Origin of the sequence: Isoptericola jiangsuensis (genome assembly GCF_048320105.1) — a bacterium.
Classification (GTDB): Bacteria; Actinomycetota; Actinomycetes; order Actinomycetales; family Cellulomonadaceae; genus Isoptericola; species Isoptericola jiangsuensis_A.
In genome coordinates this window covers 1,825,297-1,836,658 of record NZ_CP182942.1, presented here as the reverse complement: position 1 = coordinate 1,836,658, position 11,362 = coordinate 1,825,297, and the positions used below count along the sequence as shown (strand labels likewise).

The window sequence follows — 11,362 nt, the reverse complement described above, 5'->3', positions numbered from 1 at the left end:
CGTCGCCGCAACGAACGTCACACCCCGGCCGGAAATGTCAGGGCGGGACCCCGGGTTGTCGTGAGAAGAGCGTCCCGTCGGACGTCCCGCGCAACCCTGGAGCACCCATGACGGACTACGGCCACGACCTGGCTTTCGGCACCTTCGTCACCCCCGGCAACCGCGACCCGCACCACCCCGTGCGGCTCGCGCAGGCCGCGGAGAGGGCGGGGCTCGACCTGGTGACGTTCCAGGACCATCCGTACAACAACGGGTTCCTGGACACGTGGACGCTCCTGTCGTACGTGGCGGCCGCCACCGAGCGCGTGCACCTCGCGGGCAACGTGCTCAACGTGCCGCTGCGTCAGCCGGCGGTGCTGGCGCGCTCGGTGGCGAGCCTCGACCTGCTCTCCGGCGGCCGGATCGACCTCGGGCTCGGCGCGGGCGCGTTCTGGGACGCGATCACCACGCTCGGCGTCGAGCGGCTCACGCCCGCGGAGTCGGTCACCGCCCTGTCCGAGGCGATCGAGATCATCCGCGGGATCTGGGACACCGGTGATCGGCGGGTCCTGCGCGTGGACGGCGAGCACCATCGGGTGTCCGGGGCCAAGCGCGGCCCGGCCCCCGTGCACGACGTCCCGATCTGGATCGGCGCGTTGAAGCCGCGGATGCTGCGGCTCGTCGGCCGGCAGGCGGACGGCTGGCTCCCGTCGTACGGGTACCTCAAGGAGGGCGACCTGGCCCGCGGCAACACGGTCATTGACGAGGCCGCCGAGGAGGCCGGCCGGCACCCCGCCGAGGTCCGCCGGCTGCTCAACCTGCAGGGCTCGCTCGCGACGACCCGCCAGGGGTTCCTGCAGGGCCCCGTCGAGCAGTGGGTCGACGAGCTCGCCACGCTGGCCCTGCAGGACGGGATCGGCACGTTCGTGCTCGCCACCGACGACCCCGCGCTCACCGCCGTGCTGGGCGAGGAGATCGCCCCCGCGGTGCGCGAGCGGGTCGCCGCCGAGCGGGCCTCCGCCGGGACCGCGCCCGCCTCGACCCACCGCGGATCGGCGGCGATCGCCCTGCGCCGCGAGGGCATCGACTACGCCGGGATCCCGGCGTCTCTGGCCGAGCGCGCCGTCGAACCGGGCGACCGCGGCTTCGCCAAGGTGCGCCACAACTACCTGCGCTCCGGTGCACCCGGTCTGGTGCTGCGGCCGCGCAGCACCGCCGAGGTCGCCGAGGCCGTCCGCTACGCCCGTGCGCAGGACGTGCCGCTCGGCATCCGCTCGGGCGGGCACGGCATCAGCGGGCGGTCCACCAACGACGGCGGGATCGTCGTCGACCTCGGTGCGCTCGACGGCGTCGAGGTCGTCGACGAGGACACGCGCCGCGTGCGGCTCGGTGCGGGCGCCACCTGGGCACGCGTGGCCGAGTCGTTGAGCCCGCGGGGCTGGGCGATCAGCTCCGGCGACTACGGCGGCGTCGGCGTGGGTGGCCTGGCCACCGCCGGCGGCATCGGGTTCCTCGGGCGGGCCTTCGGACTGACGATCGACCACGTCGTCGCCGCGGAGGTCGTCACGGCCGACGGCCGGGTCGTGCAGGCGTCGGCGCAGGAGAACCCCGACCTCTTCTGGGGACTGCGGGGCGCCGGCGGCAACCTGGGCGTCGTCACGTGGGTGGAGGTCGAGGCGATGGCGGTGGGCAACGTCGTCTTCTCCCAGATGGCGCTCGACGCCACGGACGCCGCCGGGGTCCTGGAACGCTGGGGTGCCGCCGTCGAGGCCGCTCCCCGCGAGCTCACCAGCTTCCTCCTCCTGTCCCCGGCCCGCCGCGGGCAGCAGGCGGTCGTCCAGCTCATGACGGTGTACGCCGGCGACGACACGGACGCGGCAGTGACCCAGCTCGAACGCCTCGCCGACTCCGGGCCGCTGCTCGGCCACCAGGCCTACCTCATGCCGTACTCCGGGGTCGTGCAGGCCGCCGAGAAGAACCACTCCGGTGGCGGCGACCCCGCCGCGCGGTCCGCGCTCGTCGAGCATCTCGACGAGGCGACGGCGCGCGCGTTCGAGCGGGTGGCGCTCTCGGGCCGGGCCTCGTTCCTCCAGGTACGGGCCACGGGCGGGGCCGCGCACGACGTCCCGGTCGACGCCACGGCGTACGCGCACCGGCACCAGAACTTCCTGCTGACGGCGATGTCCCCGTCGCAGGACGCCCTCGACGCGCTGTGGGACGCGGAGATCGGACCGCTCGCGGACGGGCTGTACCTGTCGTTCGAGACGGACACCCGCCCGGCACGCCTCACCGACGCGTTCCCGACGGCGACCCTGGAGCGACTGCGCCGGGTCAAGCGAGACTGGGACCCGGAGAACCTCTTCCGCGCGAACTTCCCCGTCACGCCCGCCGACTGAGCGCCCGCAGCCTGAAGGCCCGCCGAGCGCCCGCCGGCTGAAGGCCCGCCGGGCGCCGGTCAGGCGCCGTCGTGCCCCATGCCCGCCACGACGGAGAACAGCGCGACCGCCAGCGCCACCAGACCGATCGAGGCGCCGGTGAGCCCGCGGGCGACGCCGGGCCGGCCGGACCGTTCGGCCACGTGGATGCACGCCGAGCCCAGCGCGACGGCGACCACCGCCAGCACGCTCGCGACCGCGTCCCCCACGACCGGCACCAGCGCGCAGACCAGGGCCGCGACCCCCAGGGCGATCGCCCAGTCGCCGGAGCGTGGCGCGTGGCGGTGATCGCCGTCGTCGTGCATGTGTGCCCTCTCGAGTGCGGCCGCACCCGATGGACGGCTCGACCAGCATTATCCCGGTCCGCGGCGTCGTGCCAGGATGACGCCATGCCCCTCGCTCCGCGTTACCTGGCCGACGACGCCCGCTACGACACGATGACCTACCGCCGTAGCGGGCGCTCCGGCCTCGACCTGCCCGCCCTGTCGCTCGGGCTGTGGCACAACTTCGGCGACACGGACCCGCTGGAGAACCAGCGCGCCATCCTGCGCCGCGCGTTCGACCTGGGGATCACCCACTTCGACCTGGCGAACAACTACGGGCCCGCCTACGGTGCCGCCGAGGCGAACTTCGGCCGCCACCTCGCCGCCGACCTGCACCCCTACCGCGACGAGCTGATCGTCTCCACCAAGGCCGGCTACGACATGTGGCCCGGCCCGTACGGGAACTTCGGGTCGCGCAAGTACCTGCTCTCCTCGCTCGACCAGTCCCTGCGGCGCACCGGCCTGGACTACGTCGACGTGTTCTACCACCACCGCCCGGACCCCATCACACCGCTCGCCGAGACGATGGGCGCGCTCGCCTCCGCCGTCCAGCAGGGCAAGGCGCTGTACGTCGGCGTGTCGAACTACTCCCCGGCACGCACCCGGGAGGCCGCGCGCATCCTGGCGGACCTCGGGGTGCCGCTGCTCATCCACCAGCCCAGCTACTCCATGTTCAACCGTCACATCGAGAACTCCCACCACGAGGACGTCTACGACGGCCGCCAGGACGAGTCGCTGCTCGACGTCGTCGGCGACCTCGGCGTCGGGACGATCGTGTTCTCCCCGCTCGCGCAGGGTCTGCTCACCGACCGGTACCTGTCCGGCGCGGCCCCCGAGGGTTCGCGGGCGGCGCGCACCGACTCGCCCTTCCTGTCGGACAAGGCCCTCAGCGAGACCTACCTCGAACGCGCCCGCCGCCTGCAGGACATCGCCGAGCAGCGAGGACAGACCCTCGCCCAGCTCGCGCTCGCCTGGGTGCTGCGCGACCCGCGCGTCACCTCCGCGCTCGTCGGGGCGTCGTCCGTGCGCCAGCTGGAGGACAACGTCGCCGCGCTCACGGCCGGTCCGCTCAGCGACGACGAGGTCGCCGTGATCGAGCAGTACGCCGTGGACGGCACGGGCCGCTGATGACCGTCTGGTTCGTCGGGCTGACGACCCTCGACGTCGTGCACCGGGCTGCCGGGCGGCCCGCGGCGAACCAGAAGGCCACCGCGTCCCGGCAGGACGTCGCCGCCGGGGGACCGGCCGCCAACGCGGCCGTCACCGCGGCGGCGCTCGGCTGCCGGGCCGTGCTCGTGACAGCCCTCGGCGGCGGCCCCGTCGCCCGCGCCGCGCGCACCGACCTGGAGGCGCACGGCGTCCAGGTGCACGACGTCGTCGACGACGACGAGGGGTTCGCGCTCGCGGTCTCGGCGGTGCTGGTCGACGACGCCACGGGGGAGCGGTCCGTGGTCTCGGCGGACGCCGCGCTCGCCACGGCCCCCGCGCCGACGTTCCTGGCGGACCTGCCGACCCCGGACGTCGTGCTGCTCGACGGGCACCACCCCGCGATCGCGCGCGCCGTCGTCGAGCACGTGACCGGGCTGGAGCGACGGCCCCGCGTCGTGCTCGACGCCGGACGCTGGCGACCGCTGTTCGCCGACCTGCTGCCCGTCGCCGACGTCGCCGCGCTGTCGGCCGACTTCACGGTGCCCGACGACGTCGCCCCCGGGGCGCCGGACCTCGGGTCGGCCGTGCTGGGCCTCGGCGCACGGGCCGTCGTCGTCACGCACGGCGGCGACCCGGTGACCTGGACGACGGCGGGACCCGGCCCCGGGAGTCCGGGGGCCGGGGGCACGGGCGGTGCCGGGAGCGTCGAGGTGCCCCACGTCGTCGTGCGCGACACCCTCGGTGCGGGCGACGCCTTCCACGGGGCGCTCGCCGCGCGCCTCGCCTCCGGGGCGGACCTGCCGGCCGCGGTGGGCGACGCCGTCCGGGTGGCGAGCACGCGGGTCGCGCACGTCGGGCCGCGCGCCTGGCTCGCCGAGGTCCGGTCGTGAGCGGCGCCGTCGTCGGGCCGGACGCCGCGATCTCCCGGGCACGGGCGCTCGCCGCCGACGGCGCCCGCACGATCCTCGGGATCACCGGACCGCCCGGCGCGGGCAAGTCGACGCTCGCCGACGCGGTCGTCACGGCGCTGGGACCGCAGCTCGCCGTCGCCGTCGGCATGGACGGCTTCCACCTGTCGAACGTGGTGCTCGCCGCGCGCGGCAGCGCGGACCGCAAGGGCGCGATCGACACGTTCGACGACGCCGGCTACGCGACGCTCGTCGCCCGCCTGGCCGACGCCCGCCCCGGGGACGCGCCCGTGCTCGCCCCGGTGTTCCGGCGCGAGATCGAGGAACCCGTCGCCGCCGGGGTGGAGGTGCCCGCCGAGGTGCCGCTGGTCGTCACCGAGGGGAACTACCTGCTGGCGACCTCGGGCGCGTGGCCCGCGGCGCGGGACCGCATGGCCGAGGTCTGGTACGTGGACGTGCCCGACGGCGTCCGCCTCGCCCGGCTGGAGGCGCGGCACCACGCGTTCGGCAAGAGCGCGCAGGAGGCGGCGCGCTGGGCGCGCGGCTCCGACGAGACCAACGCCGCCGCGGTGCGCGCCTCCCGCGAGCGCGCCACGCTCGTCGTCCTGCTCGACTGAGGATCGACCCGGCCGGCGGCCCTCACAGCCCGCGGCGCAGCTTCGCCACCAGGGGCTGCAGCCGGTAGGGGATGAGCTCGCCCATGGCGAGCGACGTCTCGGTGCGCTCCACGCCCTCGATGCGCAGGATCGCGGCGTCGATGCGGAACAGGTGGTCGGTGTCGCGGCAGACGACGTGCACGCGAAGGTCGGCGGCGCCGCTGTGCCCGTACGCCTGGACCACCTCGGGGATGCGGGCGAGCTGCTCGACGATCCGCGTGAGCTCGCGCTGGTGCACGGTGAGCTCGACGAAGGCCGTCAGGGGGTGGCCGAGCACCGCGGGGTCGATGCGGCGGTCGAAGTGCAGGAACGCGTCGGCGTCCTCCAGCCGCGCCAGCCGTGCGGCGACCGTGTTGCGGGAGAGGTGCAGGCGCTGCGCGAGCGCCACCGTGGTGGCGCGGGGGTCCTCGGCGAGGGCCTGCAGCAGGGCCAGGTCCACGGCGTCGATGCTGTGCACACCGCCACACTATCCGTCCGACGTCGTCGGGGGCGTCCTGCCCCGCGAGGCGGTGGCGAGCGTGCACCCTGCCGCCTCGGGCGGGGCGTCGTCGAGCACCCTGCACAGCGGCGCCGACGTCGGTGGTGCGGTGTGACCCGGCGGCGTTACGTTCGCCACAGCGGCGTTCGACGGCGAGCGCCGCTTCTCGAGACGAGGTGAGGCCACCATGCCCAGCACCACGGATCCGAGACCGGGCCTGTCACGAGCGGGACTCGATGCCTCGGTGGAGAGCGCCGCCCACGGCGGCGCCCGGGACCACGTGCCCCCGGCGTGGCACGACGCGGCCCAGCACGACGGGGTCCAGCACGACGGGGCCCAGCACGACGGCACGCAGCACGGGGACGTCCGGCGTGACGGGCCTCGCAGCGACCAGGAGCCCGCCCGCCTCCTCGCCCCGGACGGCACGCGCGGAGCGGTCGCCGACCTGGACCGCTGGCTCGCGGACGTCGACGACGCGATGCTGCGGCAGCTCTACACCGACATGGTCGTGGCGCGCCGGGTCGACACGGAGGCGACGGCCCTGCAGCGGCAGGGACAGATCGGCCTGTGGCCGCCGCTGCTCGGTCAGGAGGCAGCCCAGGTGGGTTCCGCGCACGCCCTCGGCTCCGGCGACTTCGTGTTCTCCAGCTACCGCGAGCACGCCGTCGCGCTGGTGCGCGGGATCGCACCGACCGACCTGCTGCGGGTGTGGCGCGGCGTCGTGGGTTCCGGGTGGGACCCGTACACGGCCCGGACGGCGCCCATGCAGGTCATCATCGGCGCCCAGACGCTGCACGCGGTGGGGTACGCCGTCGGCCTGCTCATGGAGGCCGCCACCGGCGGTGTGGACACCGACGACGAGGCGGAGCCGTCACCCGCGGTCGTGACGTACTTCGGTGACGGGGCGACCAGCCAGGGGGACGTGCACGAGGCGATGACGTTCGCGGCGACCTGGTCGGCGCCCGTGGTGTTCTTCTGCCAGAACAACCAGTGGGCGATCTCGGAGCCGGTGGCCCTGCAGTCGAAGGTGCCGCTGGTGGAGCGGGCCCGCGGGTACGGGATCGCGGGGGTGCGGGTCGACGGCAACGACGTCCTGGCGACCCTGGCGGTGACGAGGGATGCGCTGCACCGGGCGCGCACCGGCGGCGGCCCGACCCTCATCGAGGCCGTCACCTACCGGATGGGCCCGCACACCACGGCGGACGACCCGACGCGCTACCGCTCGGGCGAGGACCTGGCCGCGTGGCGTGCCCAGGACCCCGTGGACCGCCTGGAGAGGTACCTGCGCGACCAGGGCGTGCTCGACGCGGCGGCGGCGCTCGCGGTGGAGGAGACGTGCGACGCGGTGGCGGCCGAGCTGCGCGCCGGGATCACCCGGGTCGAGGACCCGGGCTGGTCCGCCGTCTTCGACGCCGTCTACGCCGAGCCGCACGCCACCCTGAGCGCGGAGCGGGCGACCTACGGGCGCTACCTCGCCGGGTTCGACGACGCCGACGCGACCGGTGGGGGGTGGGCCCGGTGACGGAGCTGACGACGGCGGCCGCGCTGAACACCGGGCTGCGCCGGGCGCTGCTCGACGACCCGCGCGTGGTGCTGCTGGGCGAGGACATCGGGCGGCTGGGTGGCGTGTTCCGTGTGACCGACCACCTGCAGCGGGAGTTCGGGCCGTACCGCGTGGTCGACACCCCGCTCGCCGAGTCGGGGATCCTCGGCACGGCCGTGGGGATGGCTTGGCGGGGGCTGCGGCCCGTGGTGGAGATCCAGTTCGACGGGTTCGCGGCGCCCGCGTTCGACCAGATCGTCAACCAGGTCGCGCGGATCCACGCCCGCACCGGCGGGCGGGTGCGGATGCCGATCACGGTGCGCATCCCGGTGGCGGGCGGGATCGGCGCCGCCGAGCACCACTCGGAGTCCCCGGAGGCGTACTACGTGCACACCGCCGGGCTGCGGGTGGTGTCCGTGTCGAACCCGCAGGACGCCTGCACGGTGCTGCGGCAGGCCGTCGCGTGCGACGACCCGGTGATCTTCTTCGAGCCGAAGCGGCTCTACCACGTCAAGGGTCCCGTGGAGGTGGTGGACCTCGCGGACGCCGCGCCGATGTCGGCCGCGCGGGTGGTCCGCCCCGGCGACGACGTCACCGTGGTCACCTGGGGCTCGCACGTCGCCACCGCGCTGGACGCCGCCGAGGCGATGTCCGACGACGGCACCTCGGTCGAGGTGGTCGACCTGCGGTCGCTGTCGCCCTGGGACGTGGTCACGGTGACGGCCTCGGTGCGGCGCACCGGGCGGCTGCTGGTGGTGCACGAGGGCGCCCGGCAGGCCGGTGTGGGCGCGGACGTCTGCGCGGTGGTGACCGAGACGTGCTTCCCGGACCTCGTCGCGCCGCCGCTGCGCGTCACCGGGCACGACGTCCCGTACCCCCCGGCGCGGCTCGAGGCCCACCAGGTGCCCGACCTGGACCGGGTGTGCCACGGCCTGGACCAGGTGCTCGGCAGGATCCCCCTCGACGTGCCCGTGCCGACGGCGCCGCCGTCCCGGCCGGTGCCCGTGCCTGCTGCGGCGCGCCCCGGGGTGCCTGCCGGGTCCGGGACGGACGTGGCCGCATGACCGCGCAGGTGTTCCGCCTCCCCGACCTCGGCGAGGGGCTGACCGAGTCGGAGATCGTCGAGTGGCAGGTCGCCGCCGGGGACGTCGTCGTGGTGAACCAGGTCATCGCGGAGGTGGAGACCGCCAAGGCGCTCGTGGACCTGCCCTCGCCCTACGCCGGCACCGTGCGTAGCCTGCACGCCGAGGAGGGCACGGTGGTGCACGTCGGCGAGCCGCTCATCACCGTCGACAGCGACGACGGCGCTGCCCCGGACGCGGACGCGGACCCTGACCCCGAGGTCGTCGACGCCGACCCGGCCGACTCCGACCCGGCCGACGCTGAGCCGGCCGACGCCGACCCGGCCGACGCCGACCCGGCCGGCCCCGGGGCGAACCTCGTCGGCTACGGCGCACGTCCGGCCCGAGCGGGGCGCCCGACCCGGCGTCCGCGCGCGAAGGTCGAGGCGCCGGCGACGCCGTCGGGCACCCGGCGCCCCGCGGGCGGCGAGCCCGGCGGTGCCGTGACGCGCGAACCCGTGCGCGGCGTCCGGGCGCGCACCGCCGCCGCGATGGTGGCCAGCGCCGCGATCCCGCAGGCCACCGTGCACCTGACGTGCGACGTCACCGCCGCCCTGGACCTGCTGGAGCGGGCTCGCCCGCACGCCCGGGGCGAGCGCCTCACCCTGCTCACGCTCGTCGCCCACGCCACCTGCACCCTGCTGCCCGCACACCCGGCGCTCGCGACCCGGTGGGTGGAGTCCGACGACGGCCCGCAGCTCGAACGCGCCGAGCACGTCGACCTCGGGATCGCGGTCGCCACCGAGCGAGGCCTCGTGGTGCCGCACGTCGCCGACGCCGACACGCTCTCGCTCCTGGGCCTGGCTCGCGCACTGACCGAGCTGGTCGGCACGGCCCGCGCCGGCCGCACCGCACCCGACCGGTTGCGCAGCGGCACCCTCACCCTGACCAACGTGGGGGTGTTCGGCGTCGACGCGGGCAGTCCGCTGCTCAACCCGGGCGAGTCGGCGATCCTCGGGATCGGCCGTGCCGCCGCCAGGCCGTGGGAGCACCGCGGCGAGGTCGCGCTGCGGCAGGTGGTCACGCTCAGCCTCACGTTCGACCACCGTGTCGTCGACGGCGAGCAGGGGGCGCGTTTCCTGGCCGACCTGGGCGCCGTGCTCACCGACCCGGCACCGGCGCTCGTCGTCGGACCGCACCCCGACGGGCCGGGGCGGCCATGAGCGTGCTGACCACCGCCGTCGACCCGCGCAGCGACGCCGCCCGGGCCGACGAGGCCGCCCAGCGGACGCTCGCCGCCCGCCTCCGCGACCGCACCGCCGTCGTCGCCCGCGGCGGCACCGACGTCGCCCGCGAGCGCCACACGGCCCGCGGCAAGCTGCTGCCCCGTGACCGGGTGGCGCGGCTGCTGGACGCGGGCAGCCCGTTCCTGGAGATCGCGCCGCTGGCGGCGTGGGGTGAGGACGACGGCGCGTGGCCGGCTGCGGGGGTGATCGCGGGGATCGGCCGGGTGGCGGGCCGGGCGGTGATGGTCGTGGCGAACGACCCGACGGTCAAGGGCGGCACCTATCACCCGTTGACGGTCAAGAAGCACCTGCGTGCCCAGGAGGTCGCGGCGGAGAACCGTCTGCCGTGCGTCTACCTGGTGGACTCCGGCGGGGCGTTCCTGCCGCGGCAGGACGAGGTGTTCCCGGACCGGGACCACTTCGGGCGGATCTTCTTCCAGCAGGCGCGGCTGTCGGCCGCGGGGGTCCCGCAGCTGTCGGCGGTGCTGGGCTCGTGCACGGCGGGCGGGGCGTACGTGCCGGCGATGAGCGACGAGACGGTGATCGTGCGTGGTCAGGGCACGATCTTCCTGGGGGGCCCACCGCTGGTGCGCGCGGCGATCGGGGAGGTGGTGACCGCCGAGGAGCTGGGCGGGGGCGAGCTGCACGCGCGTCGTTCCGGTGTGGTGGACCATCTGGCCGACGACGACGAGCACGCGCTGGACCTGCTGCGCGGCATCGTGGCGACCCTGCCGCCGGACCCGGCGCCCGTGTGGGAGGTGGCGCCGTCGCGCGAGCCGCTGCTGGACCCGCAGGGCCTGTACTCGGCGGTGCCGGTGGACGTGGCCCGGCCGTACGACCCGCGCGAGGTGATCGGCCGGATCGTGGACGGCAGCGAGCTGGCGGAGTTCAAGGCGCAGTACGGCACGACCCTGGTGTGCGGGTTCGCGCGGATCTGCGGCCACCCGGTGGGGGTGGTCGCCAACCACGGGGTGCTGCTGCGCGAGTCGGCGCTCAAGGGCGCGCACTTCGTGGAGCTGTGCGACCAGCGCGGCATCCCGCTGCTGTTCCTGCAGAACGTGTCGGGGTTCATGGTCGGCTCGGACGCGGAGGCGGGCGGCATCGCGAAGGACGGCGCGAAGATGGTCACGGCGGTAGCCACCGCGCGGGTGCCGAAGCTGACGGTCGTCGTCGGTGGGTCGTTCGGGGCGGGCAACTACGCGATGTGCGGGCGGGCGTACTCGCCACGGTTCCTGTGGACCTGGCCGGGGGCCCGGGTGTCCGTCATGGGTCCGGAGCAGGCCGCGTCGGTGCTGGCGACCGTGCGCCGCGACCAGGCGGACGCGCGCGGCCAGGACTGGGCCGCGGACGACGAGGCGGAGTTCCGCACGCGGATCCGCGACACCTACGAGGCGGCGGGCGAGGCCTACCACGCGACGTCCCGGCTGTGGGACGACGGCATCCTCGACCCGCCCGACACCCGCCGTGTGCTCGGCATGGCGCTCGCGGTGTGCGCGCGCACCCCTCTGCCGGAGCGCGCCGCCGCGCTCTTCCGGATGTGAGGG

General features: G+C 75.4%; 10 protein-coding genes. 8 read left to right on the top strand and 2 right to left on the bottom strand.

The genetic code is table 11. From position 1 onward, the window contains the following. The first annotated feature begins 107 nt into the window (after window positions 1-107). Entirely contained in the window at window positions 108-2,375 is a 2,268-nt protein-coding gene (locus ACNHYB_RS08675) for an LLM class flavin-dependent oxidoreductase (RefSeq protein WP_418274949.1), read from the top strand. 59 nt (window positions 2,376-2,434) lie between these two features. Here the strand turns inward: ACNHYB_RS08675 and ACNHYB_RS08670 are convergent, their stop codons facing one another. After that, window positions 2,435-2,719: a hypothetical protein gene (locus ACNHYB_RS08670; protein ID WP_418274948.1), complete on the bottom strand. Its 285-nt coding sequence runs from the start codon at window positions 2,717-2,719 to the stop codon at window positions 2,435-2,437. 84 nt (window positions 2,720-2,803) lie between these two features. On the opposite strand from ACNHYB_RS08670, the gene ACNHYB_RS08665 reads away from it, so the two are divergent. Genes ACNHYB_RS08665 through ACNHYB_RS08655 form a run of 3 tightly spaced genes read left to right on the top strand, consistent with a single transcriptional unit; the run spans window position 2,804 to window position 5,411 of the window. Beyond that, entirely contained in the window at window positions 2,804-3,865 is a 1,062-nt protein-coding gene (locus tag ACNHYB_RS08665; RefSeq protein WP_418274947.1) for an aldo/keto reductase, read from the top strand. Next, entirely contained in the window at window positions 3,865-4,776 is a 912-nt protein-coding gene (locus ACNHYB_RS08660) for a PfkB family carbohydrate kinase (protein WP_418274946.1), read from the top strand. The genes ACNHYB_RS08665 and ACNHYB_RS08660 overlap by 1 nt, the downstream gene beginning before the upstream one ends. Then, the gene (locus tag ACNHYB_RS08655; RefSeq protein ID WP_418274945.1) at window positions 4,773-5,411 is read left to right on the top strand and encodes a nucleoside/nucleotide kinase family protein; all 639 of its coding nucleotides are present in this window, start codon (window positions 4,773-4,775) and stop codon (window positions 5,409-5,411) included. The genes ACNHYB_RS08660 and ACNHYB_RS08655 overlap by 4 nt, the downstream gene beginning before the upstream one ends. 22 nt (window positions 5,412-5,433) lie before the next feature. Here the strand turns inward: ACNHYB_RS08655 and ACNHYB_RS08650 are convergent, their stop codons facing one another. After that, window positions 5,434-5,907 carry an Lrp/AsnC family transcriptional regulator gene (locus tag ACNHYB_RS08650; protein WP_418274944.1) on the bottom strand — a complete coding sequence of 158 codons (474 nt, stop codon included), beginning with the start codon at window positions 5,905-5,907 and terminating at the stop codon, window positions 5,434-5,436. Window positions 5,908-6,172: 265 nt separating this feature from the next. Between ACNHYB_RS08650 and pdhA the strand changes: the two genes are divergently transcribed. From pdhA to ACNHYB_RS08630, 4 genes are read left to right on the top strand one after another with little or no spacing between them, the layout of a single operon-like run. After that, window positions 6,173-7,450 (top strand): pyruvate dehydrogenase (acetyl-transferring) E1 component subunit alpha, encoded by a 1,278-nt coding sequence (pdhA, locus tag ACNHYB_RS08645; protein ID WP_418274943.1) that lies wholly within the window; start codon window positions 6,173-6,175, stop codon window positions 7,448-7,450. Beyond that, window positions 7,447-8,535, top strand: a complete 1,089-nt coding sequence (locus tag ACNHYB_RS08640) for an alpha-ketoacid dehydrogenase subunit beta (RefSeq protein WP_418274942.1) — start codon at window positions 7,447-7,449, stop codon at window positions 8,533-8,535. Before pdhA ends, ACNHYB_RS08640 begins: the two co-directional genes overlap by 4 nt. Then, entirely contained in the window at window positions 8,532-9,755 is a 1,224-nt protein-coding gene (locus ACNHYB_RS08635; protein ID WP_418274941.1) for a dihydrolipoamide acetyltransferase family protein, read from the top strand. The genes ACNHYB_RS08640 and ACNHYB_RS08635 overlap by 4 nt, the downstream gene beginning before the upstream one ends. Continuing rightward, window positions 9,752-11,359 (top strand): carboxyl transferase domain-containing protein, encoded by a 1,608-nt coding sequence (locus tag ACNHYB_RS08630; RefSeq protein ID WP_418274940.1) that lies wholly within the window; start codon window positions 9,752-9,754, stop codon window positions 11,357-11,359. Before ACNHYB_RS08635 ends, ACNHYB_RS08630 begins: the two co-directional genes overlap by 4 nt. The last annotated feature ends 3 nt before the right edge of the window (window positions 11,360-11,362 follow it).

Excerpts from the sequence above, each read along its gene's own strand:
- ACNHYB_RS08630 (WP_418274940.1), top strand. The coding sequence starts at position 9,752 with ATGAGCGTGCTGACCACCGCCGTCGACCCGCGCAGCGACGCCGCCCGG.
- ACNHYB_RS08675 (WP_418274949.1), top strand. The coding sequence starts at position 108 with ATGACGGACTACGGCCACGACCTGGCTTTCGGCACCTTCGTCACCCCC.
- ACNHYB_RS08635 (WP_418274941.1), top strand. The coding sequence starts at position 8,532 with ATGACCGCGCAGGTGTTCCGCCTCCCCGACCTCGGCGAGGGGCTGACC.
- ACNHYB_RS08665 (WP_418274947.1), top strand. The coding sequence starts at position 2,804 with ATGCCCCTCGCTCCGCGTTACCTGGCCGACGACGCCCGCTACGACACG.
- ACNHYB_RS08670 (WP_418274948.1), bottom strand. The coding sequence starts at position 2,719 with ATGCACGACGACGGCGATCACCGCCACGCGCCACGCTCCGGCGACTGG.
- ACNHYB_RS08660 (WP_418274946.1), top strand. The coding sequence starts at position 3,865 with ATGACCGTCTGGTTCGTCGGGCTGACGACCCTCGACGTCGTGCACCGG.